The sequence below is a fragment of the Limnoglobus roseus genome, from assembly GCF_008254045.1.
GTDB lineage: Bacteria > Planctomycetota > Planctomycetia > Gemmatales > Gemmataceae > Limnoglobus > Limnoglobus roseus.
Window position 1 is genome coordinate 2989557 of the sequence record NZ_CP042425.1, and the last position, 24560, is coordinate 3014116.

The window sequence follows — 24560 nt, forward strand, 5'->3', positions numbered from 1 at the left end:
CCACTCGTTCGCTTGCAGCCCATCAGCGATTACTCTTCCTCCTGATCGACGCACCGCCAGAGCAGCTGACCCCTCTCGCTCCCACAGGCCTTGCAGTGCCAGCCGGTCACCCGCTTGGGTCGGCGGTGACGGTCGAAGGCCTTCGAGCAGCCAGGGCACACGGCCTGCCACCGGCCCTTCGGCATCGCGACGTGCTGGCCGTAACACCGCTCGGGCCGAGCGCCGATTTCGACGCACTTGGCCCTCCACACGGCGTCGTGCCCGTGGTCGTGGCCGACGAGCGCGTGGGCAAGCTCGTGCAGGATGGTGTCGAGTATCTCGTCTGCGGAGTTGTGCGCGATGAAGTGGCGAGACAACTCGATTCGCCCAGGCCGCGTGCGAGTGGGGTAACGACACACGCCGGCCCGCCGGACGTTCGAATTGAACCCGAACTGCCAGCCGATCAACCCGTGCTGTTTCATCCGTCCTTCCGCCAGTTCCCGGACGCGGGCAAGCGCTTCGGGTTCCCGACGGCGAGAGACCACGGGAACTTCATCCGGAAGAGGTGGGAGCGTGAAACCCGCCTTTCGACCGGCGACGGCGCGGGCAATGACGGCCCAACGCGGGAACACGCCACCGACCGCCTCACCCACCTTCTCAACCACCTCGGCCACCGAGCGGGCAGCCCGCCACCATGCCGCGAACTGGTCATCCGGGACCGGCTTCATCCCTTCCCCCATGCTTCATTGTGACTCTGGCCCGTTCAATCACTGTAGATTCTCAAAATTGCGATTGAAGATGAATTTTCACCTGTTACATTACTCTCTCACTCTTGTGACCCGGCGACGGGGTACGGGCGGTCCATCCGCTCGCAGTCGTGCCCAGCGGTGAGTGGCTGTCGTTTCCCAATCATGTTAACGACTAACCGCCGCAGCCTGCACCGGCCCCACTTCCTTGTCGACTGGTGAGCGGGACGTGCCTTGAGGGCCTGGCCTACGTCAACGGCGAACCCTCAATCTTTTATCCCCGCCCTAACACCTGCAAAGTCAAAGGATTGCGGTAGACCGCGGGTTTTGCGTGAGCCATCCTTTGGATTTGGGTGGTGTCGCATGCTGGAAAGCCATCGGGAAACGATCGAAGTCGGGTTCAATCAGGCGTTGCTCGCCCGTCATGCGTGGGAGCGGTTTCATCTCAGACTCGCCGCCGCCCAAACGCTCGAAGATGCCTTGGCCGTCGTCCGCGAGGCGACACCCGTGGGCTCACCGAGCTACTCCTTCTACGTCAACCTGGCCGAGTTCTTGCGGACGTGGGAGCCGCCGCAACACGCGCGGCCGGAAGAATTGAAGGCATACGCCGAACTGGTCGGCCGGTTGGTCGCCGCGCGAGCAATCACGCCCGAGGCCGGTGAACTCATCACGGCGTCACTCGCCCGGGGAATGGAAGCCGCACGCGGCCGCTCGGAGTAGCGTTGTGCGTTGCGGCGTTGGGCTCCGGTAGTTTGTCGGTTCAGAGACGAGCGAATGGGGGTGACGACACGCACCGCGCTGGCCCGTTACCCGTGACTCGTTCGCGATTCACGAGCATTTTGCTAGTGGCCCGGCCGGGCAGCACAGATCGGCCTTGCCGTGCCACTCGTGGTCGATCCCTCGCATGAGCAGCGCGCAATCGAACGCGACGCTCCCGGCCGGGAACCGCGCCCGGTCGCCGAAGAAGCTCGACGTGACGGAGCGAACCTCTAACGGCTCGACGCGCCACCCGTCGCACTTCAGTTCCAACCCCTGGAACCGACCGGGCTGGCCCGTGGCCGAGTAGCCGAGTGCGCCACGCTCGAAGAACGCCGACGCCTCCGCGGTTGAACCGAAGATCGATTCCCCGGGCAGTTCGCCGGCCACGTCCGCCACGATCCCCACGTTCGTCGCGCCGTCGTCACCGCGCGCCTGAACCTCGACGCGCGTACCCGTTTCCCGGACCGTGAACGCGGCATGGTGGTGCACCCCGGGGAAGATCCGCCCGCCGGCCAAGTGGTTCAGCCAGGAACTCGTGTCGCGGCGGGGGATGTACACGCCCTCGCGCGTCGCACCGCCCTCGTCCCACTCGACGGCGAACCGGTGGGCGGCGTTCTCCGACCCGATCCCCAGCCACGCGGGCAGGAGCTTCGGGCGGACGGAACGCAAGCGGATGAGGCAGATGCCGCCGATCGCGTAGCCGCGGTGGAGCTTGGGGCGGAAGGGAGGCGGGAGGATGGGGGCGACGACGTCCGGCGCGATCCGGTAGTTCGCCAGGATGCGGCGGTCGATCACACCGCGGATGGCCGGGATTCTCACGACGCGCCCTCGTCAGGCGGGCAGAAGTTCCGCCCCTTGAAGAACCGTCAAACTGGTGTGGTGTTAACGGCCTCGCCGAACCTGCTCGCCGCGAGCAACTGGCCAGCCCCTGGGGCGTTACCGTTTCGCGGTCGAATCCAACGGTCAGGGCACCGGGGTGTGCATCGTGCCGATCGGGGTCGGCGACAGTGGGGCAAAGTTCTTCCAGGCGATGAAGCGGAACGCCGCCCCGGCTTCGCCGACCATTTCCGACATGGCGGGCGTGCTGCCGTTCCCCGACCGAGTCGGCGGCCCCGGCGGCATTTGAGCTCGTCCGGACGGCTGAGCAAACCCATCCGCTACAACAATCGCACCGGAGGGCGGCCGATGACGGAAGCGGAGTGGCTGGCGGCAACCGATCCAACGCCGATGTTGCACTTCCTTAAGGCGAAGACAAGCGCCCGGAAACTGCGGCTGTTCGCCGTGGCGTGCTGCCGAACCGTCTGGGAGAGGGCCAAGGACGAGCAGTTCTACGGTTGTCTCGAAACGGTGGAGCGGTTCGCCGACGGGCTCGCCGCCGACGCCGACCTCCGATCGGTTTTCGAACGCACGAGAAAAGCTCGGCGGATCAGCACGAGCGGCCGGGTCTGCATGTCCTACGCTGTCAACAAGGCGTCTCACAAGCCACTCTCCATTCACGACGTTGATGCCGTGGCAGATGCGTGTGCCGGCGTGCCATTCTGGGCAGCGAAGGAAACTCCGAGCGTCGACTTCGACGCCTTTCGATTGTCCTGCAACGCTGAATACGTGAAGCAGACCGGCTTGGTGGCGGACGTGTTCGGGAACCCGTTCCGTCACGTAACCGTTGACCCCACTTGGCTCACGTCCACTGCCGTCGCCATCGCTCACGGCATCTACGACGAGCGTGCCTTCGATCGTCTGCCGATCCTCGCGGATGCGCTGCAGGATGCCGGATGCGAGGACGCCGACGTGTTGGGCCACTGCCGTGGCGACGGGGTTCACGTCCGCGGGTGCTGGGTCGTCGACGGGGTGCTCGGAAAGGGGTGAGTCGCGGAACAGGAATTGCTGCTCTGCCGTTCCGTACAATCACCCCAAGTCGCCCCGGGCAGCATCCTCCCGCTCTCCCGCGACCCTCTCCGAAGATGAACACCATTGACACCACGCTCTCCGTCCTCGTCGCCGCCGACCACGCCGACGCGGCCGACTCCCTCGCCCAGATCGTCGCCCTCCGCGGCCACCGCCCCCGGGTCGCCCGCAACGGCCGGGACGCCCTCCGCCTCGCCGCCGAGGCCCCGCCGGATCTGGCCATCCTCGACTTGATGATGCCCGACGTGGACGGGTGGGCCGTCGCCCGGCGATTGAACGCCACCGCCCGGCCGCCGGTGATCGCCGCTGTAACGGGGCGGGACGACCGGGCCAGCCGGAACCTGTCGACCGGCGCTGGCATCTGGTTCCACTTCGTCAAGCCGGTCGACCCCGGCGTGATCCTGAACCTGCTCGACTGGGCCGTCCGGACGAGAGGATCGGCCAGGCCCGAGGGAGCGCCGCCGGAATAATCCCGCCGCCCCTGTCACGTTTTCCCCGCCGATTCCGATTGTCCCGTCGGACAATCGTTTTCCGTACGGACGCTTCCCCTCGGAGCCGTCGTCATGACCGCCGCCGAGTTCGACCGCCTCACGACTTGGTCGCCCGAGCGGTGGGCCCCGTTCGACTGGGACGGCCGCACGCCGTACCTGTTGCGCGACGGGGTCATGGACGTCCGGGGGTTCGCCGTGCGGGCGTACTTGTTCAGCGACCGGACGCGGCTCGTGAACGTCGCCGACCTGGAAGCCGCGCGGTGGTGGGAGCGGCGAAATCGCTCATCCTTCCCGGTCCGTGATCCGTCTAGAATGGCGTCCGTTCCTTCAGTGCCGTTCTCACGGAGGCGATCCATGGTAGTTGTGGCCTCACGGGCGGGCCCGGCCCGCATCCTGTGCGTGGACGACAGCAGGGATGCGGCCGACAGCCTCGCGGCTCTGTTGACGGCCATGGGGTACGACGCGCGGGCGTGCTATGACGGGCCGACCGCCCTCCGCGTCGCCGCCGAGTTCGAACCGGACGCCTGCTTGATCGATCTGAACATGCCGGGCATGGATGGGGACGAGTTGGCCCTCCGGCTGCGGGCGGACGCCGGGGACGCGCCGATGATCCTCGTGGCCATCACCGGCCGGAACGACGCCGAGGCGCGGTTGCGGATCGAGGCGGCCGGGTTCCACCAGCACTTGGTCAAGCCCGCGGCGGTGGAACAGATCGTAAACGCGATGAGTAAACCGGGGACATGACGCGATTGACCGCCGGCCCACTCAGCAACGCGCCGGTCGAGTTGGTGATTGACCCGAGGCCGGCGGGCGGTTAGCCTAGCGACCACGGTCTCGCGGCTAAAGGCGGCGACCCGTCCGGATTAGGACAACTGCGAGTTGGTCTAATCCCTGTTCGGCGACGGAGGGTGCGCGGATGGGGAAGCGGGTGGTTGCCCTGAACGTCGTCGCCCTCGGCGCCGCACTCGGACTGTTCGTCTGGGCGAATACCCGGCCCGAGATGTTGATCGTCGAGCAGTTCGACGGTCACAGCTACCACGTCATCCGCAACGGCCCTGGGTGGCCGGTTCGGGCGTGGGCGACAGACCAGCGGGGTACATGGGCGTATCCGGTCCCGGCCGACCATCTATTGCCGGACCCGTGCCCCGACGACCGGGCGCGAGCTCGCGGGGAAGTGTGGCTGCTCAACGGCCCGATCGGCATCCTGTTGCTAGCGGCGCTGGCACAGAACGTAAGGTGGCTGTTTCGTCCCCCAGATGGGCAGCAAAGGCACGCCGAACCAGGCGAAACACTTGGCCCCTCTTCCCCTTGACCCCTTGCTCGGCCAGTTGCGTCACATGCCTTGCCCGTCTCGTCGTGCGATCTGGCGTGGGCCAACTCTCATTTGCTTTGACATCGGCAACCATTGCCCATACCCTCAACGTCGTCGCCGGACAAGTTTCCCACAAGTCCTGAACCTGGAGGGGCCGTGAAGCGTTTCTTCGTCTTACTGGCTTTGCTCGTCATCCCTGTCACAACCGTCTCGGCGGCCGATGCCATCCCGGTCAAGGGAAACATGTTGCGGATGCCCTACCCCGGCGGCCTGTGGGCGTCCCTACCCGACGGCGTTACCCTCGTCGTGTCGTACCCGGACAAGGGTCAATTGGTGTACTACGACACGCTCGCCGAGAAGGAGGCCAAGCGAGTCGATCTCGACTTCCAACCGGCATACATGGCCGTCCAGGGCGACACGCTGTTCGTGGCCGGAAGAGGATCGTCGGCAGTCCACGTGCTCGACGCGAAGACGGGCAAGGAGAAGAAGGAAATCATCCTCGGCGGCGACGCCATCGCGAACCTGGCCTGCCACCCGACAAAAGGACTCTTGTACGCCTCGACGCAAACCCTCCAGGTGTTCGCGGTTGACCCGGCCGCCGGCACGGCGACGAAGACCGGGGCGACGGGCAACTTCCTCGTAGTCGATCCGGTCGACGCCAAGGCTCTATTCACCGGCGTCCAGCCGCCCATCAACCAGGACACGATTTACATCAAGGACCTGCCCGACGGGCGCATCAAGATTTACTTCGACGACTGGGGCGTGCGGGCGTTCGTCCTCAAGTACGCGGTGGACGGCAAGGAGTTGAAACTCGTGTCGTCGCAGAAGAACGCCGCCGTCAATGCGTGGTCCCTGGCGGTGACGCCGGACGGCAAGAAGGTGCTGATGCCGAGCGGCGGCGGGTGGCGGCCGCCGGTCGAGGGCGGGACCGGCGGCGGTTACATCTGTGCGGCGTTCAGCACCGAAAAACTGGAAGCCCGCCTCGGCGAGATTCCGACTGCGGCGAACATCACTTTCCACCCCGTGCTGAACATGGGCGTGTTGAACCACCAGGGCCGCGACCTCCAGTTCTTCAACCCGAAGTCGCTCATCGTCGGCAAGACGTGGCACGTGGCCGACGGGGCCGACTCGCGGGCGCTCGTGGCGTTCGGCGGCAAGGGCACGAAGATCGTCTTCTGGAACGGGGACAACCCCACCAACCCGCAGGAAGGGCTGCACTTCCTCCCGCTGGACCTGACCGCCGACGACCGGGCGGCACTGACCAAGGTGTACGGCAAATTGCCCGACCCGGTCGTGATCGTCTCGCCCGCCAAGCCGGCGGGGCCGGAGAAGACGATGCCGGAGAAGTCCGCCACCGGCGGCCTGACGACGACAGTACCGGCCGTTAAGCCCGTGGCCGCCAAGCCAGAAGTCGTGCCGGCTGCCAAGCCCGCGGTCGAGGTGGCGACCTTGCCGAAGGGCGTCATCGCGATCGCCGGGTTCAACAACAAGAAGGGGCTGAACAGCGGCAAGGCCGTGGACCTGCCATACCCGCTGGGCAAGAACGGCGTCCGCGGCGGGTACGGCGAACCGGGGTGGGTGGACGTGTGGCCGGGCGAGACCCTGATCAAGTACGTGACCGACGTGGTCGGCGAGGGCGACGGGGCGGTGAACATCACCGGCACGACCAATTACGGCCGCAAGTGGACCGAGCGGCAGACCGGCCAGTTCCGCGTCGAGGTCATGGCCCGCAGCCCGAAGGGGGGCGACGTGCTCTGCTACGTGATGGAGGATTCCGACCTGACGACGGGACCGTTCTGGGGGGTCAAGAACGGCAAGTTCGAGGCGCTCGACGGCAACGGGTCCGGGCAGGGCAACTGGAAAGAGTTCTCGCCCTGTAAGCCCGACACGTGGTACACGGTGAAGGTGGCCGTGGACATTGAGAAACAAACCTGGACCGCGGCCGTGGACAACGGGAAGCCGGCCGGCCCGTTCAAATTCCGGTACAAGCCGACCGCCCTCCAGCGGATCAACTTCCTCACGCACGGGGACGCGAAGGGAATCTACCTCGACGCCATCCGCATCCTGGCCGCCGACGGGAAGTGATCACTCGCCGTTCAGGCCAAATGCTTTGCCGATGCCACCACTGGCCTGGCCGGTTCACTGAACTGGCCACTCTTTACGCCGAGCTGTCGGCGAGGATGATCGCCCCCGTCACGTCGGCCCCCGAGTCGTTGAACAACGCCAGTACCTTGTGAACCCGGACGGCTCAATCATCAACAGCCGGTCCCGCACCCGCTGACGCCCCGTGCCACCGGCACTATCGAACCAGCACGCCAAGTCGTTCGTCTGGGTCTGCGGCCCGAACCAAACGTCCCCCGCCGTCGGGGCGGACAACTCGATGTAGGCGTACTTCAACTTGGCGAAAACCGCCGCACGGTTCAGCACGTCCAGCAACCCCGAGCGGAGGTCGAACGTGACGGTCCCGGTGCGCGACGGCACGCCTCAGACGTGCGTAGTAACACCCCTCGACCCGGCGTTGGGTTGCGCCGCCCGTGGGGTTTCCGTTCACCTCGACGCCGGAACTGAAGGCATCTCGTTCCATTCCCCGCGCACCATCGCCCCTGCGTCGCCAGCGAAACCGAGCGCGGCCGGTGGAAATCGTGCAACCAATTTGGTGTCGACTCACGGATTTGTGCAACTACGAAACTCCTCTTGCGACATTGGTCATGCGTACACTGATGTGTTCGGTGGGCGCGGTTCGCTACCGCACGGCCTCGCGGGTTCGGTTGTTCCTGGTTGAACCGAACCCGCGGGCCACCCACACTTCAACCAAGAGCACGCATGTCGCAGAATGACGCCGCGATCGAGACGTCTGTCAGCTCGAAACTGATCCCCATCGTGCGATCGTCGAGACTCTTCCTGACGCACCGCGGCCACGGCGACGAGGCCCGGTTCGTCGCGATCTTCCGCGACACGTGGCGGCGCATCCCGCTGAAGTCCAGGCGGTTGATGCGCAAGCACTGGCGGACGCACGACTCTTGGTTGCGGCCGATCCTGAGCGAGTGCTACCAATTGGAAGGGTACGGGATTCCGTAGGCGACCCCGAGAATCGAACTGATCTGGGGGTGGCGGGAGGGTAGCCACCCGATGGACATGATCTGTCCGCCGACGGTTCGCCCCGTGGGCCACTCTGAAGCCCCAGAAGACCACCTTCGGGACGGCCGCTCGCCGGTTGTGGCGATGGCGTCCGGGCATGGCTTTACTCTCCGCTTCCGGGCCGGAGCGGTCGACCACATGCCCGAAAACGTGGTCGCCGATCTGATCGCGCATGAGCTGGCCCACGTAGAGCAATCTGCGATCGGCATTGAGGATCAACTGAACGACGAGTGGAATCGCATCAGGGACGAGGGCGAGTCGGACAATCCCTTCGAAATCGACGCCGATGACAGGATGGAGAATTGGGGGTTCGACCCCAACTCTGTTGACCTCTACGCTTGGGAGCAGATTTTCCCCCGGCGTTCATGAGTACGCCGGGCAGGAACGATCGACTGTTTCCGCCGTTCGGACACATCCCCTACCGACATCGAACTGCGTGCGGGCAAGGGTGACAATTCACACCTTCGGGCGTGGCCACGGGTTCGAAACCGTTGCCACTTCAACGCGACCCGCCGGCCACCGCGCAGCACCTCGTGCGACCCGGCGGGTCGACCGATCTCCGAGGTGCACAATGTCCAACGGCTTTCACTTCCCTACGCGGGATCCCATCCTCAACGCCGTGACCGACCCCGACGTTCACGCGGCCTTCCGTAGCACGTGGGGGTGCGCGGTGCTCGCCACTCGCATCTTTGATGCGTCCACACGCCCCGACTATGTGCGGTTGCTCAATGATCGCGCGGAGTGGATCGCCGCGGCGTTCAACACACTGCGGTCTGAGTATCGCCCCGGTCGCGTGGAGAAGTCCATTCCGAAGTTGACCCGGGTAAGCGCCCTGCCCGTCGGCTACCCCGGCTACGGGACCGCCCACGAAGAGGCGGACGACCTCGTCGCCCTGTTCATCCGGGAAGTGGAGCGGGCGTCCGATCGAAGGGCCGGGTTTCATCACCGATGCCCGGGGTACACTTGGCCGCCACTGACGGCGGCGGCCGTGATGCGGATGCGCATCCGCCTCTCCGTGATCCTCAAGCGGCGCCGACCGCAGTGGCAACGGCTGGCCGAGTTGACGGGACTCTTGGAGCGAGAGTCATCGCAAGCGGGTGCCGAACCGCCCCGCCAATTCGTCACAGCGACGCGGCCGTCGGAACCACCGCCGGTCGTGCAGCGCGTCCACGGGTGCGCCGAGATTGTGGCCGCATGGCGGGCTGTGGCCGAGATGCAGCAGACCGATATCGGCACTCGGTGGCGGAAGATTAAGCGCGACAACGCCAAGTACGGCGGCCCAATCGAAATCTCCGGCGGCCGCCCGCCGCGGTCCGCACTCGTCTTGCTCCAAGAGTTCGCGGCCGACCCGCCCGGGTGGGCCAAAAGGAAGGGGATTGTCACAACCTAACCAAAGGGGACCAAAGGCGACCATCCACCACATCTAGTGAACGCGGGTGCAAGTCGGCCCCGTACAGTTCAGTGTCCGACTAAGGGCACGGGGCAACGCCGATGGCATCCGATCTCATCAACGCCGACGAAGTCGACCGCCGGTTCCTCTGGTTGACCGGCACGGCCGAGAAGCTCGCGAAGAAGAGTAAGTTGCCCCACTACCGATTGCCCGACGGCTCACTGCGGTTCGTCTGGGCCGAGCTTGAGTCACTGATCTGTCGTATTCCACCGGCTCATCCCCAACCCATCTTCGCCATCGCCTAAACACCAGTGGCCCGACACCCGCCCCGCGAAGGTAGTGTCGAGCCACGTGGAGATTACATGCACACCTGTACCGTATACCGTCCCGTCCACCGAATCAACACCAGCCCGGGGGAATCTGCCCGGCTGCGGAAGTTGGTGGCCGCATGACCAAGCCCACATACCCGAAGCGGCCTCAGTTCTATGCACTGAAGTTTGGTCGCGTGGTGACCAAAGCTTGTGTCGCGAACGAACTCGGCGCACACGTCTTCGCGCTGTCGGTGGTCGTGGCGATGACCGAGGACGCGGCGAAGTACCAGCGCGGTGTGACGTTCTACGACAGCCAGTTGATGCCCCTGATCGGGGCCAAGTCCCAGGACACACTCGCCCGCGTGCGGGCGAAGGCGGTTGCGGCCGGGTGGCTGCACTACGAGCCGGGGCGGAAGGGCGTGCCGGGCACGTACTGGACGCTCACCCCGACGACGGCCGGGGCGTTTACCGACGCTCCCGTGGATGAAACGCCAGAAGAGCTGACCGCGGTTTCGTCCGCACCTGTGCGGACACAAGCCGGGCAGAAGTCGGGTGAATGTGCGGACGAAGGCGATTCCCTCCGCACGGGTGCGGACACAAGCCGGGAGAATGTGCGGACAGAAGCCGGACGGAAGCCGGGCGCATGTGCGGACCTTCCTACCGATCCCTTTACCTCTTCCTTTTATTGCCCGGAGCCGACCGAGTCGGCGTCCGTGCCGGCGGCGGCTGAGTCAAATCACAACGCCGGGACGAGTGGGGTGGTGCTGACTTTTCCCGTGCGACAGGGCAAGCGGGGGACGGGGCCGATCGAGTGGCAACTGACGGCCGCCAAAATCGGCGAGTGGAACCCCACCTTTCCCGGCGTCGACGTGACCGCCGAATGCCGGAAGGCTCTCGCGTGGGTCCAGGCGAAACCGGAGCGGCGAAAGACCAGCAAGGGCATGGAAGGCTTCCTGGTCGGGTGGTTGACGCGAGAAAGCAAAGGTGGCGAGCGACGTTCGGGGGCCGCGGCCGAGCGGCCGCACCCCGGGTACGACGTGCCCCGCGGCGGCATCCCGGCACCAACCCTGTCGCCGCCGATGACGCTGGCCGCGAAGGCTTCGGCGAACGGCCGTCACCACGCGGGGGCCGCGGCATGAGCACGATCCTCCACGACGACGCGGCCGAACGTGCGGCAGTCGCGGCGTGCCTGAACGGTGGCGAGACGACCGACGCCGTCGCCGCCGTGCTGACGGCCGGCGACTTCGCCAACCCGGCACACCGGGAAATCGCCGCGACGGCCTTCGCTCTGGCCGAGGCCGGTCACGCCGTGACGGTTGCGACGGTCCAGGCGGAACTCGCCCGGGGCGGGCGGCTCGCCGGGGTCGGCGGGCCGGCGTACCTGGCGGGGTTGGCCACGGCCGCGGTCGCCGGGTCGGAATTGGCTTCCCTCGCGGCCCGGGTGCGCGACGCCGCCGACCGCCGAAACACGATCGCCGCGATGCAGCGCCTGATCGTCGAGATGCGCAACCCGGACGCCGCGTTCGCCGACGCCGTGGCCGCCACGTCCGACGAACTCGACGGCATCGCCACGGCGGGGCCGTCTGCGGGCGACGGGACGCGGGACGCCTGGGCCGCCGTCGCCGAGGGCGTCCGCCGGTTGTGCGACCGCGGGGCCGACGCCGCCCGGGCGGCCGGGGTCGTGGCCACGGGCGTCCCCGAACTCGACCGCCTGTTGGGCGGCGGCCTCAAGCCGGGCACGTCGACCGCCCTCGCCGCGAGAACGGGCGTGGGCAAGACGGCGCTGGCCCTACTGATCCTTTTGCACGCGGCCTACGCCGGTGTGGGGGGGCTGTTGATCTCGCTGGAGATGTCGTGCCGGGAGGTGGCCGACCGGTTCCTTAGCATGCTGTCGGGCGTCGACTCCAGCCGCGTCGGCGGCACGGCCCCTCTGACGGCCGACGAGATCGAACAACTGACGGCCGTGACCTTCGGCGGGGCGGCCCGGGTGTGGGTCGCCGACCGGCCCGGCCAGACGGCCGCCCGGATCGCGGCCACCGCCCGGCGGGCCGTCCGGCGGCACGGGGTCGGCCTGATCGTGGTCGACTACCTGCAACTCGTCCACCCGGAGAACCCCCGCGACGCCCGGCACCTGCAAGTCGGCACGGTGGCCACGCGGTTGAAGGAACTGGCGCGGACGCTGAACGTCCCCGTCCTCGTCCTCGCGCAACTGAACCGCGAGGTGGAGAACCGCCAGGACGGCAGACCCCGCCTGTCGGACTTGCGGGACTCCGGCCAAATCGAGCAGGACGCCGACGCCGTGATCCTCTTGCACCCGACGCCGACCGAACCGGGGGCGGAATGCCAGGCGATCGACCTGCTGCTCGAAAAGAACCGGCACGGCCCCCGTGGCGTCGTGCCGATGCGGTTCCGCCGGAAGACGGTCCGCTTCGAATCGCCCGACGCGGCCACCGCGGTGCGGCCAAAAGCCAAGAAGCCGAAACAGCAGCGGTTCGCGTCCGACGACCGCCCGCACCACTCGGGGGAAATCGAATGACCGCCCGCGAACTGCTGACCGAACTGACGAAGGCGCAGTGCCTGCCCAGCGTCGAGGGCGAAGAACTCGTCTTCTCAATCGCCCCGCCGGACGAACTGGCGGCTGCCGTCCGCGTGCTGCAAACCGGATTGCGGGCCGTGCTGACCGGCAAACGCTGGTTCGGCCTCAGCGCAAACGGGAGGGGAGCCGGGCGACCGGACGGCACCCTGAATCCGGCCGGGTTATTGCCGCGATCGGCCCGCTTAGCGACGGTCGAAGGGGATTCCCAATGGGATCGGCTCCCGCTGCCGGTGGACAAGGTCACGGCCCGCCTGTTCACCCCCGAAGCGAAGAGGGCAGCGTGAAGAAAGACGTGAGATCGGTGATCGTCGTGGAACTGGTCGCCGGCGAAGACCCGCTGGTTCGGTCCTACGGCCACGCCTTCCGCCGGGACGCGGACGTGCGACTGAAGGCGGCGTTGAAAATCTTACTGCGGTGCTTCGGTCTGAGGTGCGTCGGGGTTCGGGACCAGGCCACCGGCGAGAGTAAAGGGCAAGATTTGACACCGAGCGGAGGAAGTCATGCCGCGTAAGCCGGGGCGGCCCGAGATCACGTTCACGACCGAACACCTGGACGAGGCCAAGCGGTTGCTCGGGAAGGCCGTGTACGCCAGTCGCGCCGTCGGGCAGTTGTGCAAGGCCTTCGGCTGGGGCCGCAATACGGGCTACCGTTGCTTGGACGAGGCGAAGGCGGAAGTCTTGAGGGGCCTGATCGAAGCCGGGTCGGCGGGCGACCCGGCGACCGCCGCGGCCCTGCTGTTCCTTTCCATCATGAGCGATTCTAAAGCGGCCAACCGCGACAAGGTCGCCGCCGCCGTGGGCTTGACGCGGTTGTTGAGCACCTCGCGCCGGCCGGAAGCGACCGAGTCCGGGGCGACCGAGGACTATCTGGGCCGACTGCTCGCGCAACAGTTGATCCGCCAACAGCAGAACCACCAGCAGCCGGGAGGGCAACAACCATGATCGCGGACATCGCGAATGAAGTGGCACAAGGAGAGGCAGTTACCCTCGCCGCGGCGGCGAGGCTCCTCCCCGGCCGGAACGGTGGGCGGGTCAGTCCGAACACCGTCTTGAGGTGGATCTTGCACGGGTGCAAGGGCCTCGGCGGGCACACCGTCCGGCTCGAAGGCGTCCGCGTCGGATCGGCCTGGTGTACGAGCAAGGGGGCGGTCAACCGTTTCGTCACGGCGTTGTCCATACCGACCACGCCGCCGGCACCGCCGCCCCGGTCCGCGGCGAAACAGGCCGGGGTGGAACTCGAAAGGTTGGGCTTGTGAACACCGACATCACGGCGGACGACGTGCGGAAGCTGCGGATGGCGTTCCTCGCCGCCGGGCCGTGCCTGGACCTCCTTACGCGGGCCGCGAAGGACGGCGAACTCCCCGACCAGCAACGGTGGGTGAAAGCCGGAGAACGGCTGGCCCGCGACCCGGGCCTTCTGGAAGTGCGGCTCATCGCCAAGGCGACGCGGCGGACACCCGCGGGCGTGGTCCGGTACTTCCGCCCGCTGAACCTCGCCCTCCTCGCCAGCCTCGCCTACGCCACGCTGCCGGGCCTCTTCCCGGACCCGGCCGTTCAACTCGACCGGGTTGCCCCGTTCGACATCTCGCGGTGGATCCTGAACCCACCGCGGCCTTCCTGCAACTGAAAGGAACTGACCATGAACCCGACCAAAGTTGATGAGCTACTGAACGACTTCACCGCGTCGTGTAATCGCGTCGACGCCGCCTTCGCCAAGGCCGTCGCCGATGCGATGGGCCGCGTGACCGCGGATGCGACGCGGATCGAGGAAGCCGTCGGCCGGGGGGGCGCCAGCCTGGCCGGCGAGGTTAACCGCGTCAACGCCGCCCTGGCCGACCTCGGCACGACCGTCGTCGAGACTCTCACGGCCGTCGCCGACCGGGTGATCGCCGTCGGTTCCCCGTCCGTCCCCGAGCCGGCCCGTGACATCGCGGCCGGACTCGCCGTCGGCCGGCCGCTCATCATCGTCATCGTCCCGCCGATCTGACCAAGGCCGGTCGGGTCGTACCGACCGACGGATCCCCGTGTTCGCTCCAAGGAGATTTTCCATGTCGTCGATTCTCGAAGCCCTGATCGACCAGAACAAAGTCCTACCCCCGCAAAGTGAGGTGCCGGTGCCGGAACTCGGCGAGGGGCAAGTGATCCACCTGTGCCCGATCGGCATGGCGACGGCCCTGCGGTTGAACGAGATGCAAGAAGGCGGGAAGAGCGGGGCCGAAATCGCCCGCGCGTTGCTGCCCGCGGTCATCTGCCGGCCGGACGGCACGCCGTTCTTCACGGCCGCCAAGCCGCCGACCGAGGCCCAGCAAGCCGCGCTGGACCGCATCCCGCTCCCGGTGGCGGTGCGGGTCGTCGACCAGGCAATCAAGGGCATGGAGGCGATGCGGGAGGCCGCAAAAAAGTCGTCACCCGAGACGGCTGGCTGAGGTCGTTCCTCCGGCTGGCGCTGGCGATGGGCCTGCTGCCGTCGGAGTTGGCCGCCCGCTGCACGATGGCCGACTGGTGGCTGATGAGTGCGTTCGCCGAGATCGAGCCGTTCGGCGGGGCGCAAGACGACCTGCGGGCGGCCGTGAGCGGGATTCTGCCGGCGATGGCGTTCAACGGGGCGAGCATCCGGCCGGCCGACCTGTTCCCGTCCCTCGGCGGCAGCGAGAAGAAGCCGGACAGGAAGGGCATCGGCCGCACGTTCCGGGCGTGGGCCTCATCACAGTGCGCGTCCGTATCGGCCATCGGCCCGAGCCAACGGGCGGCGGAGGCGTAGTGCGGCTCACCGAGCCGCGTGAAAGGAGAGGTGGACATGGCGGATGAATCGGTCGTCGTGGAGTTGACCGCGGACGCGAGCGGGTTCGAAAGGGCACTCGCCGGGTCCGAGGCGAGTGCCGACGCTTGGGCGGGCACGATTTACGCGGACGTGGACAAGGTCGCGGCGAAGGCCGAGGAACTGCGGGACGCCATCGCCACGAAGCTCGGCGGCGCGTTCGACGCGATCAAGGGCAAGGTGGCGGCCGCCATTCCCCCGATCGGCGGCACGTTCCAAGCCGTGTCGGCCACCATCAAGGGCAAGTTCGACGAGATCGGCACGGCGGCCGGGGCGGCACTGGCAAAAGCGAACGCGAAGGTCGAACCCTACATCGCGGCCGTGAGGAAGTACGCCGACACGTTCAAGGGTCTGGGCACGGTCGAGATCGGGGTGAAGGGCGGGGCCGACCTTGGCAAGTTGCTCGGCGGCGACGTGGGCAAGAAGATCGGCAGCTACGCCGGGGCTGGCGTCGGCGGGCTGGCGAAGTCGGTCGAGTCGGCCGTGAGCGGTCTGAAGCCTGTGTTCGACGGCATCGCCACGACGGCACAGGCCGCGTTCCAGAAGGCCCGCGAGAAGGTCGCCGCGATCGACTTCAAGGGGGCGTTCGACAAGGTGGCCACGGTCGCCGGGGCGGCCTGGGACAAGGCGGCTTCGCTCGCGGATTCGGCCTGGGGCCGCGTCAAATCCGGCGTTGAGAAGTTCGGCACGGCCATGTCCGCGGTCTGGGGCAAGGCGAAGACGACCGTGCGGGACTTCCTGAACAGCCCGGAAGGGTCGTTGCAATCGCTCGTCACGCGGGTCGATACGCTGTCGGACAAGATCGCGAACTTCGGCAGCGGCACCAAGAGCAAGATCGCCGCGTTCGCCGACATGAGCAGCAACGACATCGGCGGCGAACTCGGCGGCGCGGCCGGCGGGTTCCTCGGCAGTAAGCTCGGGTTGGGCGACTTCGGCAACCGGATCGGCAAGAGTCTCGGGTCCGGCCTCGGCGACGTGGTCGACTTCCAGGGGATCGCGAAGCAGGCGAATGAGTTCCTGAAATCCCTTCAGCCGGTGTTCGACCAGATCAAGGGGTGGTGGAAGGAGACGTTCGACGACGCGAAGGACGCCTTCAACGAGATCAAGCATCTGGCGTCGAACATCGGCATCGGCGAGTTGCTCAAAGGCGACTTCGAGGGCGTGTGGACGCGGCTCACCGAGTTCGTCGACCAGGCCGTCGGCAAGTGGGGCGACTTCGTCGCCTCTTTTGTGTACCGGGTGGGCGAGTCGATGGACAACCTGTGGGCCATCGTCCGCGCCCCACTCGCCAACGTGGCCAACTTTGTCCAGGGCGTCCTCACGCGGCTCGGACTGGTCGACGAGGTTACTGAGAGGTGGGGTGACAGCATCGCCAACGTGGCCAACATCGGCAAGGAGGCGTTTGGCTTGCTCGGCTTCTCCGTCGGCGCACTCGGCGGCGTGTTCAAGGTCATCGGCGGCTACCTGATCGAATACCTCGTTCAGCCCATGCTGGCCCTCGTGGAAACCGTCGTCGGCGTGGTGAGCAAGGTGTTGAAGAAAATGGGCGAGCTACTTCCGGGTGCCGCCGGCCGCGCCTTCGCCGCGGGGTCGAAGGAGGCCGAGGCGTGGAATGAGGCGATCAAGAACAACCGCGAGGCACTCGACAAGGTTGCGACGGACCTTCAGAACGCCGATGTTCTGGGCGGCGGGTTAGACGCAGAGGAAGTCGTCAAGGACTTCTTCAACCGCGGCGAGAAGAAAACCAAAGAACAGCTGGAGAAACGGGCGGCGTTGCCGAAGCCGGTCGAAGAGGTGAACAACGTCGGCGACCGCGTCGCGAGTCTGTTCGGTGTCGGCACGGTTCAGGCGTTGCTGGAAGGGTCTCGCGAGACTCAGAATGCCATCGCGAAGATCCGGGGCGGGACTGACAACGCTTTGGAACAGGTGGCGAAGGCCGGGCGGGATCAGGTGGACGAACTGGTTGTCGCCAACGGTAAGTTGAGCGAGCAGAATCGGCTACTGGGCAAGCTTATCGACAAGTTCGATGACATTGAAACGGTCTAGTTTTCGAGCTTCCATCTATCCTGGCTTGGCACATCGAGGCGGATCTTGCCCACGCCGCCGATGTCCTCGGCCGGAATCTCGAACTGAAGTCGCTTGGCTTTCGGGAATGGGCGTTCGAACTGCAAAACCCAACGGTAAGTGGCTCCGGGAATCACCTTGACCTCGGCGACCTTTGCGGCCGAGATTGACGAGTCTGCATCCCAACCGCGGTCGCGAAGGGTGCGTATCAGCACGCGGCAAGAGTCGCCCGCATCGCTCTTGGCGGTCAGGTCGGTTTGGTTGGTCGGCGCATTCACGACACCCTTGCCGGTCAGTTTTCGAATCGCATCATTGTTCCCGGCGAATCCCTGAATCCTTGCGGGCTTCGCGTCTTTGCTGTATTCAATTTTGACGGAGACCAGAATCGTATCGATCGTCTTGTCGTATTTGCTCCACAGCACGCCCTCGACGGTGATCGTGGCGTCACCGAAGGTAAAAGGTCCGTCCTCGGCGCGATGATATGGCTCGGGGACGACAGCCTTCCCCTTCTGTTCCGGCGTTACTGCCTTCGGCTCGTCCTTCGGCGGCTGGGGCGCAACAACGGGCGGGTTGACCGGCTCCTTGGCGTGAGGGTGCGACTCGCCACACCCGGTCAGCCACAACGCCGAGGTGAGTAAACTTGCCGTCACCGATCGTCGCATGGCCGCCTCCCGAAGCGGATCACAGGTCCGCGCCACCGCCCGCGGATTGGCCCCGCCGGATTCTCACTTCCCGCCGAGTTCGCGGTTCGCCCGCTGGACCGCCTGCTCGTAGTCCGCGGTCGTCTCGAACCACCCCGGCGCCGGCTTGTCCTTCAGCCAGTGGAACTGTGCCTCGGCGACCCGCCACCGCTTCCAGATCAAGGCGTGGTAGGCGTACCGCGTTCGCGCCCAGCGGTCGTCCGGGTAGTGCGCCAGGTGAGCGTGGGCCACCCGATCGAGCGGCACCCAGGCCGCGGGGTTCTGACTGTACTTCTGGACGAACTCCTTGTCCTTGTAGGGTAAGTCCTCCATGAGCGGGAACTCGGCGACGAAGGGCAGGTGGCCGTAGAAGTTGCCGGTCCGAAAGCACTGGTCGACGAACGAGAACACGTCCTCGTCCGTGCCGTGCCACTTTTTCGTCAGCCAGCTCTTTTTCAGCCGGCAGGCCATGTAGCAGTCCGGGTCGGCCTCCATCGCCCGGCGGAACCACTCCTCCATCTCGTCCCGGTCGAACCCCTCGGCCCGGGCGACGTGCAGCATCCACCGCGCCGGGTCCGCCCGGGTCGGGTCGATCTGCCACGCGGCGTCCAACTCGCCCCGGGCCGCCGTCATGTGGACGCCGAGCAGCCGGAAGCCCTCCGGGGTGACCGTGTCGGCCGTCCCCTCGCCCCGGGCCGCCCACCCGGCGACGACCAGGCTCTTCCCCTTGGCCGCGTGGCGGACCCAGGCGGCCGCCCCCGCGGCCGCCAGGCGGGCGTCGACCGCTTCGATGGCCGCCGCCCCGTCCTGGCCCTGCTTGGATCGCACGCCGGCCTCCAGGTAGGCCACCTCGGCCACCTCGTCCCAGTACCGGGGGGACGGGTTGGCGGCGAGGACGCGGAGCGCCCGCTGGTAGCGGCCCTCGGCCTCCGCCACGGCCGCGGGCACCAATTTCGAGCCGGCTTTGCCGGCCGCGTCAAGTACGCGGCTGAGGGTGTTAAACGCCGCGTGCAGGGCGATCATCCGGTACTCCGACTTGGCGAGGTTCTCGGCGAGCCCTTGCCAGGCGACCGCGGTCGCCTCGGACGAGTCGTACCCCGGGCCGTGCCGGAGGAGCCAGTACCGGATCAGCGGGTCGTCGCAGGCCGCCGGCACGGCGGCCAAGGCCTTCTGGAACGCCTCGTAGTAGACGCCCTGATTCGGCCAGGACATTCGCGCCCCGGACAGGGCGTACGCCTCCATCGCGTCTCTGGCCTTGCCGGCCCACGGGGCGGCGGTGTTGCCGTGCTTCTCAAACACGCCCACGGACTCGTCGCGACAGAACTTGACGCGGGCGGCCCGCACCTTCCGAATCGTCTCGGGGTTCTGGGGGAGGGGGTACTTCTTGTCCGTCTCCTCCCGCGTCGCGGCCATCTTGAACGCCGGCTGCCAGGCGACGCGCTGATTCGGCGGGACGTGCCGGAACAGGGGGTCGGCCGGATCGGCCGGCGGGGCCGGCAACTCCGACGGCGGCGGCGACTTCGTCCGGGCCGCGGGCGGGGGTGGGGGTGGCGGTGGCGGCTCGCACCCCCAAAGGCCGCACAGGGTCAAGGCGGGGAGGAACTTCCACATCGTGCGGGTCTCTTCATCTTCGGTGGGGAGGTAATTTCGCAATCAAGACGATGCTAGTCGGTTTCCACTCCGGTCGCAACAAAAGACCGATCGGGCAGTCGAACTGCGACGGAACCCCGAACCCTCAGGCCCGCCGCGAACAGGGAGGGCTGTCGCTTCGCACAACCTCAAATCAAACACCCGGCGTCGTCCTCGCATCCCCGTCGCAGGAACTGGTGCCTTCCCTTCAGATCGCACGGGGACCTCGTAGGACGTCCGATCTCCCCCGCGGGCGGGAAGAAAGTGCGGATTTGGACAAAAGTCCACTGGAGGCGATTTTAGGGACCTTCGCGACGAAACGGCCTCTGTACGATCCATCCGATCGAAGCGATGGTCCTGACTGGTGGGGCGTTCTTACAACTCCGGACATGGTGAGCTACTGTCGTCGGGCCGGCCGAAGGGTATCACTTAATGCCGATACCCTTCGCCGCAATCGCTGGCCCTGGAAGTGCTTCTCTGGAAACCTTCCTGACACCAGGAAAGTTTCTGCGTAGCAGCGTGCCCGTAGTGTGGGCACCCTGCCCGGCATCGTTACCGGATGCGCACCGTTCGACTCACCCCGTCTCGGCGGCGACCTTGGCGGCGAGCGCGAAGTCCCGCTCGGCGTACACCTGGGTCACGTCGGCCCGGGCGTGGCCCAGGAGCACCTGCGCGGCTTCCAACCCGAACGCCTTCCGCACCTCCGCCCCTCGCAAGTGCCGTAGCTGGTTCGGTGCCCATGCCGGGATCGGGTCGAACGCGGCACCCGCGGCCATCTTCGCCCACCACTGGTTCGCCCGCTTCACGGCCTTCAACACGGCCTTGCCGTAGCTGTCGGCCGTGTAGCGATCGCCCGGCGGCCGCTTCCGGTCGGCCTTCCGCTTCTCCTCGTTCCGCTTCAGGTGCGACGGGTACGGCGGCGTCTTCCGCTTGGCCGTGCGGGCGGCCAGCATCTCGGCCACGGCCTCCGCCGGCGAGAACAGGTACGCCTGCGGGTTCTTGCTCGCGGCGAGGAAGGGCAGGAGGATCGCCTGCGCCCGCGGGCCGAGGTGGACGGCCCGCCGCTTCCCCCGGTGCGTCCCCTTGTGCCACTTCGGCTCGTACACCCAGACGCCGCCGGTGCGGTCGACTTCCGCCGGCCGGAGCTTGCACACGTCGCCCGGCCGCATGGCCGTCCACCGCTGGAGTTCCGCCATCCCGCGGAGGACGCGGGGCATGTGCGGCAGCGTCGCGCGGTAGTCCCCCTCGCCGACTGGGAGGACGGGATCCGACTCCCGGGCCGGGGTGCGGCCCCGGCGGAGGCCGCCGAGGGTGCGCAACGCCTCGTACCGGTCGCCGGGCAGCATCTCTTGCGACACCGCCCACTTGATGCACCGCCGGACCCGGTCGAACCGGTAGTTGACCACCCGCCGGCACCACCCCCGGCGGACCATGTCCTCGCGCACCGTGGCGAGCATCACCGGGCCGAAGTCGGCGGCCGGCGTGGCTCCAAACAACTGGCGGAGGACGCGGAGGGCGAGCTTGACGGCCGTCAGTTCGGACGTCGGCTTGCCGTCCGGCCCCTTGTAGTACCCCTCGCAGTGCGCCAGTACGCGAGGATGACTTCGTTCACCGACAGTGAACGAGTGGTCGCGGGCGACCGCGTGGCCTTCACCTCCTCAACGGGGGTGCCCCGGCTGAGGCCTTTGATGACCTCGGCGTACCGCTCCTTCGACTCGGCCGAGCCGTACGGGCCGAGGTAGATCGTGTGGCGGGTGCCGTCGGGCCGGGTCATTACAACGCGGGCCTGACCGGACATTTTGTGGAACAGGTAGGAAGGAATTCGTTTCGACACGAGGCAGCCTCCGTCGAAGTGTGGTAGTGGACTACCACACTTCTCAGGTTTTTCGGCCGCACTCTCGTCGTGAGAGGTTGAGCCTAAAGGCTTCGGCTTACAAGGTTTTCGTCCAGTGCCCCCGGCAGGAATTGAACCTGCGACCTACGGTTTAGGAAACCGCCGCTCTATCCCCTGAGCTACGAGGGCCGGTGAGATCATCATAGGGACCGCCCGGCCGCCGTGCGAGTTCGCAACGCGAGGACGATCGGCGAGAAATCACGCGGCGGCCTGTTGCCTTCTCTCCACTACTCGCGTATCCTCTTCCTAACCGTGTCTCCGGACGCGGGTCGAACAACTGGTGAGTATCTTATCCAGAGTGGCTGAGGGGCTAGGCCCGAAGACGCCACAGCAACCGGTTCCGACGGGCAGTCGCCAGACTGACCGCGGAACGCTGGTGCTAACTCCTACTCGGCCTTACCGCCGGGGAAGATAAGATACCGCGAGGGGGGAATACCCCTCCCCGCGTCATCTTATCTCACCGCAAGTTGAACCCACTGGAACAGGACTCGCCCCAAACACTCTGGGGTGCCTTCGTGCCTTCGCCATTCTCGCTCGGAATGAAGTGCCGCGTGTGCGGCAAACTCTACCCGGAATCGGCCATCAACTTCTGCGTCGATGACTTCGGACCCCTCGAAGTCACCTACGACTACGAGGCCATCAAGGGCCAAGTCAGTCGGGACATTCTCGAGCGCCGGCCGGCGACGATGTGGAAGTTCCAGGAGTTCCTGCCAATCGGTCCGGATCAGCCGATCGTCGGGCGGAACGTGGGAGCCACGCCGCTGGTGAAGGCGGATCGTTTGGCCGACGCACTCGGCGTCGAGAAGCTGTGGGTGAAGAACGACGCAGTGAACTTCCCGACGCTGTCGTTCAAGGACCGCGTCGTGTCGGTGGCGCTCAGCAAGGCGCTCGAATTCGGCATGACGACCGTCGGTTGTGCCAGCACCGGCAACCTCGCGAACAGCGTCGCGGCTCAGGCCGCGAGTGCGGGGTTGGAGACGTTCATCCTCGTGCCGGCCGACCTGGAGCGTACGAAGATCCTCGGCACCGCCGTCTACGGGGCGAAGGTCATCGGCTGCCTCGGCACCTACGACGAGGTGAACCGCCTCTGCACGCAGATCGCGCTCAAGTACGGCTGGGGCTTCGTCAACGTCAACCTCCGGCCGTTCTACGCCGAAGGCTCCAAGACGATGGGCTTCGAGATCGCGCAAGACCTCGGCTGGCGGTTGCCGCAGCACGTCGTCTGCCCGATGGCCGGCGGGGCGCTCATCGGCAAGATTCACAAGGCGTTCAACGAACTGTACGCGACCGGCCTGATCGACACGCCGGTGACGACGAAGATGTACGGCGCGCAGGCGACTGGGTGCAACCCGATCAGCGACGCGGTGAAGCAGAACCGCGAGAAGCACAAGCCGATTCGCAAGCCGAACACGATCTGCAAGAGCCTGGCCATCGGTGACCCGGCCGACGGCATCTTCGCCGCGAAGCTGGTCCGCGAGACCGGCGGGTGGGCCGAGGACGTGACCGACGACGAAATCGTCGACGGCATGAAGTTGCTCGCCCAAACGGAAGGCATTTTCGGCGAGACGGCCGGCGGTACGACCGTGGCCGTGGCCCGCAAGCTGATCGAGGCCGGCCGCATCCCGCGGAACGAAGAGATCGTTCTGTGCGTCACGGGCAACGGTCTGAAGACGCAAGACGCGGTCTTCGATTCGCTCACTGCCCCGGCCACCATCAAGCCGACGCTCGCCGAGTTCGAGCAACTGTCCGGGCTGATCGAAGCCGTGCTGGTCTGAACCAGGAATCAGGGGTCAGGAACCAGTAAAACAACCCTGGCCTTGACTCCCGATCCCTGTCCCCTGACTCCTGAAGGATTTCCCATGCGTCGTCTGTTGCTCGCCGCCGTCGCGGCCGTCGGTCTGACCTCGGCCGCCCGTGCGGCCGACAAGCCGGCCGAACTCGCCCTCGTCCCGCCGGCCGCGCCGATCGCGGTCAGCGTCGATGCGGTGAAGTTGAAGAAGAACCTCACCGACCTCGGCGCGCCGGTGGACAAGACCATCGCGAAGGCCAAGGAAGAGAAAAAGATCGACCTCGAAAACATCAGCCGGGCCACGGTGTTCGTCGAGGTGTTCCCCACCGCCGAAGTGTCGGCCCTGCCGACCGTCGTCGTGACCACGAAGGAAGCTACCGCCAAGGCCGACTTGCCGAAGTGGTTGCAGAGCGAAACGGAAGCCACCGTCGCCGGTAAGAAGGCGATCAAGGCGAAGGAACAAGTCGAGAAGCAAGATTTCTTCGGCACTATCATCGACGACAAGACGGCCCTTCTCGGCACCGAGCCGGCGCTGACGGCCGTGTTCAAGGACGGGGCGAAGGGCACCGACCTGGGCAAAGAGTTCGGGAAGGCCGACCTCAAGCACGACGTGGTGGCCGTGGTGGCCATGAAGCCGCTGCTGGCCAAGTTGAAGGAACAGTTCGGCGACCTGGACAAGCTGATCCCGCCGGCCGCGGAACAGTTCTGGACGGCCGCCAAGCGGCTCGAAACGATCTCGCTGACGGTGGACCTAGCCGAAGACACGCTGCTCACGGGTGTCTTCAAGGCAGACAACGCCGAGGGGGCCGACCTGGTGAAGGAGTCGCTGCAAGGCGGCGTCGCGCTGATGTCGCTGGCCTTGCCGCAGATCAAACAAGGGCTCGGCTCGCAACTGCCGCCGGAAGCGAAGCCGCTGATTTCGGTGGTCGAAGCCATCGCGAAGACCTCGAAGTTCAAGGTCGACGGCAGCACGGTCATCATGACCGTCGCCCGGCCGAAGGACTTCGGCAAGTAACCCAACGGCGAACCCGCCGAGACCGGTACGATGGACTGGATGGCG

Annotated in this window: 31 protein-coding genes, 1 tRNA gene and 1 riboswitch; of the genes, 24 read left to right on the plus strand and 8 right to left on the minus strand. The window is 66.6% G+C overall.

Annotation, left to right across the window (positions count from 1 at the left end; translation table 11 throughout):
• Positions 1–29: 29 nt before the first annotated feature.
• Positions 30–707, minus strand: coding sequence for a SprT family zinc-dependent metalloprotease (locus PX52LOC_RS12485; RefSeq protein ID WP_168218963.1), 678 nt, complete (start codon positions 705–707; stop codon positions 30–32).
• 381 nt (positions 708–1088) lie between these two features.
• Here PX52LOC_RS12485 and PX52LOC_RS12490 point away from each other — a divergent pair, with 381 nt between their 5' ends.
• Positions 1089–1445, plus strand: a complete 357-nt coding sequence (locus PX52LOC_RS12490; RefSeq protein ID WP_149110408.1) for a hypothetical protein — start codon at positions 1089–1091, stop codon at positions 1443–1445.
• Positions 1446–1553: 108 nt separating this feature from the next.
• On the opposite strand, the gene PX52LOC_RS12495 is transcribed toward PX52LOC_RS12490, so the two are convergent.
• The gene (locus PX52LOC_RS12495) at positions 1554–2303 is read right to left on the minus strand and encodes a DUF2071 domain-containing protein (protein WP_149110409.1); all 750 of its coding nucleotides are present in this window, start codon (positions 2301–2303) and stop codon (positions 1554–1556) included.
• A 166-nt stretch (positions 2304–2469) separates the two neighbouring features.
• On the opposite strand from PX52LOC_RS12495, the gene PX52LOC_RS40470 reads away from it, so the two are divergent.
• The 6 genes from PX52LOC_RS40470 (at position 2470) to PX52LOC_RS12520 (ending at position 7277) form a co-directional block, all read left to right on the plus strand.
• Positions 2470–2610 carry a hypothetical protein gene (locus tag PX52LOC_RS40470; protein ID WP_168218964.1) on the plus strand — a complete coding sequence of 47 codons (141 nt, stop codon included), beginning with the start codon at positions 2470–2472 and terminating at the stop codon, positions 2608–2610.
• Between the two features lie 59 nt (positions 2611–2669).
• Positions 2670–3350: a hypothetical protein gene (locus PX52LOC_RS42470; protein WP_246173710.1), complete on the plus strand. Its 681-nt coding sequence runs from the start codon at positions 2670–2672 to the stop codon at positions 3348–3350.
• A gap of 95 nt (positions 3351–3445) precedes the next feature.
• Positions 3446–3859, plus strand: coding sequence for a response regulator (locus tag PX52LOC_RS12505; protein ID WP_168218965.1), 414 nt, complete (start codon positions 3446–3448; stop codon positions 3857–3859).
• 93 nt (positions 3860–3952) lie between these two features.
• Positions 3953–4624, plus strand: coding sequence for a response regulator (locus tag PX52LOC_RS42475; protein ID WP_246173711.1), 672 nt, complete (start codon positions 3953–3955; stop codon positions 4622–4624).
• Positions 4625–4796: 172 nt separating this feature from the next.
• The gene (locus tag PX52LOC_RS12515; protein ID WP_149110411.1) at positions 4797–5192 is read left to right on the plus strand and encodes a hypothetical protein; all 396 of its coding nucleotides are present in this window, start codon (positions 4797–4799) and stop codon (positions 5190–5192) included.
• 156 nt (positions 5193–5348) lie between these two features.
• Positions 5349–7277: a PQQ-binding-like beta-propeller repeat protein gene (locus PX52LOC_RS12520; protein ID WP_149110412.1), complete on the plus strand. Its 1929-nt coding sequence runs from the start codon at positions 5349–5351 to the stop codon at positions 7275–7277.
• Between the two features lie 108 nt (positions 7278–7385).
• On the opposite strand, the gene PX52LOC_RS12525 is transcribed toward PX52LOC_RS12520, so the two are convergent.
• Positions 7386–7673 carry a hypothetical protein gene (locus tag PX52LOC_RS12525; RefSeq protein ID WP_149110413.1) on the minus strand — a complete coding sequence of 96 codons (288 nt, stop codon included), beginning with the start codon at positions 7671–7673 and terminating at the stop codon, positions 7386–7388.
• A gap of 342 nt (positions 7674–8015) precedes the next feature.
• Here PX52LOC_RS12525 and PX52LOC_RS12530 point away from each other — a divergent pair, with 342 nt between their 5' ends.
• From PX52LOC_RS12530 to PX52LOC_RS12595, 15 genes are all read left to right on the plus strand, one after another.
• On the plus strand, positions 8016–8270 hold the full coding sequence (locus PX52LOC_RS12530) for a hypothetical protein (protein ID WP_149110414.1): 255 nt from the start codon (positions 8016–8018) through the stop codon (positions 8268–8270).
• A gap of 51 nt (positions 8271–8321) precedes the next feature.
• Entirely contained in the window at positions 8322–8699 is a 378-nt protein-coding gene (locus PX52LOC_RS12535; protein ID WP_149110415.1) for a hypothetical protein, read from the plus strand.
• A gap of 202 nt (positions 8700–8901) precedes the next feature.
• Positions 8902–9720 carry a hypothetical protein gene (locus tag PX52LOC_RS12540; protein WP_149110416.1) on the plus strand — a complete coding sequence of 273 codons (819 nt, stop codon included), beginning with the start codon at positions 8902–8904 and terminating at the stop codon, positions 9718–9720.
• Positions 9721–9821: 101 nt separating this feature from the next.
• A complete protein-coding gene (locus PX52LOC_RS12545) occupies positions 9822–10025 on the plus strand; it encodes a hypothetical protein (RefSeq protein WP_149110417.1) in 204 nt (67 codons plus the stop codon).
• A 143-nt stretch (positions 10026–10168) separates the two neighbouring features.
• On the plus strand, positions 10169–11170 hold the full coding sequence (locus PX52LOC_RS40475) for a hypothetical protein (RefSeq protein WP_168218966.1): 1002 nt from the start codon (positions 10169–10171) through the stop codon (positions 11168–11170).
• Positions 11167–12567: a replicative DNA helicase gene (locus PX52LOC_RS12550; RefSeq protein WP_168218967.1), complete on the plus strand. Its 1401-nt coding sequence runs from the start codon at positions 11167–11169 to the stop codon at positions 12565–12567. Before PX52LOC_RS40475 ends, PX52LOC_RS12550 begins: the two co-directional genes overlap by 4 nt.
• On the plus strand, positions 12564–12911 hold the full coding sequence (locus PX52LOC_RS12555) for a hypothetical protein (RefSeq protein WP_149110419.1): 348 nt from the start codon (positions 12564–12566) through the stop codon (positions 12909–12911). The genes PX52LOC_RS12550 and PX52LOC_RS12555 overlap by 4 nt, the downstream gene beginning before the upstream one ends.
• On the plus strand, positions 12908–13138 hold the full coding sequence (locus tag PX52LOC_RS12560; protein WP_149110420.1) for a hypothetical protein: 231 nt from the start codon (positions 12908–12910) through the stop codon (positions 13136–13138). Before PX52LOC_RS12555 ends, PX52LOC_RS12560 begins: the two co-directional genes overlap by 4 nt.
• Positions 13128–13568, plus strand: a complete 441-nt coding sequence (locus PX52LOC_RS40480) for a hypothetical protein (protein ID WP_168218968.1) — start codon at positions 13128–13130, stop codon at positions 13566–13568. Before PX52LOC_RS12560 ends, PX52LOC_RS40480 begins: the two co-directional genes overlap by 11 nt.
• A complete protein-coding gene (locus tag PX52LOC_RS12570) occupies positions 13565–13882 on the plus strand; it encodes a DUF1580 domain-containing protein (RefSeq protein WP_149110421.1) in 318 nt (105 codons plus the stop codon). Before PX52LOC_RS40480 ends, PX52LOC_RS12570 begins: the two co-directional genes overlap by 4 nt.
• Positions 13879–14253 carry a hypothetical protein gene (locus tag PX52LOC_RS12575; RefSeq protein ID WP_149110422.1) on the plus strand — a complete coding sequence of 125 codons (375 nt, stop codon included), beginning with the start codon at positions 13879–13881 and terminating at the stop codon, positions 14251–14253. The genes PX52LOC_RS12570 and PX52LOC_RS12575 overlap by 4 nt, the downstream gene beginning before the upstream one ends.
• 12 nt (positions 14254–14265) lie before the next feature.
• The gene (locus PX52LOC_RS12580) at positions 14266–14613 is read left to right on the plus strand and encodes a hypothetical protein (protein WP_149110423.1); all 348 of its coding nucleotides are present in this window, start codon (positions 14266–14268) and stop codon (positions 14611–14613) included.
• Between the two features lie 61 nt (positions 14614–14674).
• A complete protein-coding gene (locus PX52LOC_RS12585; protein ID WP_149110424.1) occupies positions 14675–15052 on the plus strand; it encodes a hypothetical protein in 378 nt (125 codons plus the stop codon).
• Between the two features lie 26 nt (positions 15053–15078).
• Positions 15079–15387 carry a hypothetical protein gene (locus PX52LOC_RS12590; protein WP_149110425.1) on the plus strand — a complete coding sequence of 103 codons (309 nt, stop codon included), beginning with the start codon at positions 15079–15081 and terminating at the stop codon, positions 15385–15387.
• Positions 15388–15423: 36 nt separating this feature from the next.
• Positions 15424–17490 carry a hypothetical protein gene (locus PX52LOC_RS12595; protein WP_149110426.1) on the plus strand — a complete coding sequence of 689 codons (2067 nt, stop codon included), beginning with the start codon at positions 15424–15426 and terminating at the stop codon, positions 17488–17490.
• On the opposite strand, the gene PX52LOC_RS12600 is transcribed toward PX52LOC_RS12595, so the two are convergent.
• The 5 genes from PX52LOC_RS12600 to PX52LOC_RS12620 all read right to left on the minus strand — a co-directional run bounded on the left by PX52LOC_RS12600 (position 17487) and on the right by PX52LOC_RS12620 (position 21840).
• A complete protein-coding gene (locus tag PX52LOC_RS12600) occupies positions 17487–18170 on the minus strand; it encodes a hypothetical protein (RefSeq protein ID WP_149110427.1) in 684 nt (227 codons plus the stop codon). The two genes, PX52LOC_RS12595 and PX52LOC_RS12600, sit on opposite strands and share 4 nt — an antisense overlap.
• 63 nt (positions 18171–18233) lie before the next feature.
• Positions 18234–19799, minus strand: coding sequence for a hypothetical protein (locus tag PX52LOC_RS12605; protein WP_149110428.1), 1566 nt, complete (start codon positions 19797–19799; stop codon positions 18234–18236).
• A 593-nt stretch (positions 19800–20392) separates the two neighbouring features.
• Complete coding sequence (locus tag PX52LOC_RS12610; RefSeq protein WP_246173780.1) at positions 20393–21274, minus strand: tyrosine-type recombinase/integrase; 882 nt, start codon at positions 21272–21274, stop codon at positions 20393–20395.
• Between the two features lie 74 nt (positions 21275–21348).
• Complete coding sequence (locus PX52LOC_RS12615) at positions 21349–21651, minus strand: hypothetical protein (protein ID WP_149110430.1); 303 nt, start codon at positions 21649–21651, stop codon at positions 21349–21351.
• A gap of 116 nt (positions 21652–21767) precedes the next feature.
• Positions 21768–21840: transfer RNA gene (locus PX52LOC_RS12620), tRNA-Arg, on the minus strand.
• Between the two features lie 157 nt (positions 21841–21997).
• A riboswitch (SAM riboswitch) is annotated at positions 21998–22129 on the plus strand.
• Positions 22130–22226: 97 nt separating this feature from the next.
• Between PX52LOC_RS12620 and thrC the strand changes: the two genes are divergently transcribed.
• Both thrC and PX52LOC_RS12630 read left to right on the plus strand, forming a co-directional pair.
• Entirely contained in the window at positions 22227–23486 is a 1260-nt protein-coding gene (thrC, locus tag PX52LOC_RS12625; protein ID WP_246173712.1) for a threonine synthase, read from the plus strand.
• A gap of 84 nt (positions 23487–23570) precedes the next feature.
• Positions 23571–24515: a hypothetical protein gene (locus PX52LOC_RS12630; RefSeq protein WP_149110431.1), complete on the plus strand. Its 945-nt coding sequence runs from the start codon at positions 23571–23573 to the stop codon at positions 24513–24515.
• Positions 24516–24560: the final 45 nt, after the last annotated feature.

Excerpts from the sequence above, each read along its gene's own strand:
- PX52LOC_RS12550 (WP_168218967.1), top strand. The coding sequence starts at position 11,167 with ATGAGCACGATCCTCCACGACGACGCGGCCGAACGTGCGGCAGTCGCG.
- PX52LOC_RS12610 (WP_246173780.1), bottom strand. The coding sequence starts at position 21,274 with ATGCTCGCCACGGTGCGCGAGGACATGGTCCGCCGGGGGTGGTGCCGG.
- PX52LOC_RS12490 (WP_149110408.1), top strand. The coding sequence starts at position 1,089 with ATGCTGGAAAGCCATCGGGAAACGATCGAAGTCGGGTTCAATCAGGCG.
- PX52LOC_RS12585 (WP_149110424.1), top strand. The coding sequence starts at position 14,675 with ATGTCGTCGATTCTCGAAGCCCTGATCGACCAGAACAAAGTCCTACCC.
- PX52LOC_RS12505 (WP_168218965.1), top strand. The coding sequence starts at position 3,446 with ATGAACACCATTGACACCACGCTCTCCGTCCTCGTCGCCGCCGACCAC.
- PX52LOC_RS12630 (WP_149110431.1), top strand. The coding sequence starts at position 23,571 with ATGCGTCGTCTGTTGCTCGCCGCCGTCGCGGCCGTCGGTCTGACCTCG.
- PX52LOC_RS12580 (WP_149110423.1), top strand. The coding sequence starts at position 14,266 with ATGAACCCGACCAAAGTTGATGAGCTACTGAACGACTTCACCGCGTCG.
- PX52LOC_RS40475 (WP_168218966.1), top strand. The coding sequence starts at position 10,169 with ATGACCAAGCCCACATACCCGAAGCGGCCTCAGTTCTATGCACTGAAG.
- PX52LOC_RS12545 (WP_149110417.1), top strand. The coding sequence starts at position 9,822 with ATGGCATCCGATCTCATCAACGCCGACGAAGTCGACCGCCGGTTCCTC.
- PX52LOC_RS12555 (WP_149110419.1), top strand. The coding sequence starts at position 12,564 with ATGACCGCCCGCGAACTGCTGACCGAACTGACGAAGGCGCAGTGCCTG.
- PX52LOC_RS12600 (WP_149110427.1), bottom strand. The coding sequence starts at position 18,170 with ATGCGACGATCGGTGACGGCAAGTTTACTCACCTCGGCGTTGTGGCTG.
- PX52LOC_RS12530 (WP_149110414.1), top strand. The coding sequence starts at position 8,016 with ATGTCGCAGAATGACGCCGCGATCGAGACGTCTGTCAGCTCGAAACTG.
- PX52LOC_RS12515 (WP_149110411.1), top strand. The coding sequence starts at position 4,797 with ATGGGGAAGCGGGTGGTTGCCCTGAACGTCGTCGCCCTCGGCGCCGCA.
- PX52LOC_RS42475 (WP_246173711.1), top strand. The coding sequence starts at position 3,953 with ATGACCGCCGCCGAGTTCGACCGCCTCACGACTTGGTCGCCCGAGCGG.
- PX52LOC_RS12485 (WP_168218963.1), bottom strand. The coding sequence starts at position 707 with ATGAAGCCGGTCCCGGATGACCAGTTCGCGGCATGGTGGCGGGCTGCC.
- PX52LOC_RS12605 (WP_149110428.1), bottom strand. The coding sequence starts at position 19,799 with ATGTGGAAGTTCCTCCCCGCCTTGACCCTGTGCGGCCTTTGGGGGTGC.
- PX52LOC_RS12570 (WP_149110421.1), top strand. The coding sequence starts at position 13,565 with ATGATCGCGGACATCGCGAATGAAGTGGCACAAGGAGAGGCAGTTACC.
- PX52LOC_RS12540 (WP_149110416.1), top strand. The coding sequence starts at position 8,902 with ATGTCCAACGGCTTTCACTTCCCTACGCGGGATCCCATCCTCAACGCC.
- PX52LOC_RS42470 (WP_246173710.1), top strand. The coding sequence starts at position 2,670 with ATGACGGAAGCGGAGTGGCTGGCGGCAACCGATCCAACGCCGATGTTG.
- PX52LOC_RS12595 (WP_149110426.1), top strand. The coding sequence starts at position 15,424 with ATGGCGGATGAATCGGTCGTCGTGGAGTTGACCGCGGACGCGAGCGGG.
- PX52LOC_RS12590 (WP_149110425.1), top strand. The coding sequence starts at position 15,079 with ATGGGCCTGCTGCCGTCGGAGTTGGCCGCCCGCTGCACGATGGCCGAC.
- PX52LOC_RS40480 (WP_168218968.1), top strand. The coding sequence starts at position 13,128 with ATGCCGCGTAAGCCGGGGCGGCCCGAGATCACGTTCACGACCGAACAC.
- PX52LOC_RS12535 (WP_149110415.1), top strand. The coding sequence starts at position 8,322 with ATGGACATGATCTGTCCGCCGACGGTTCGCCCCGTGGGCCACTCTGAA.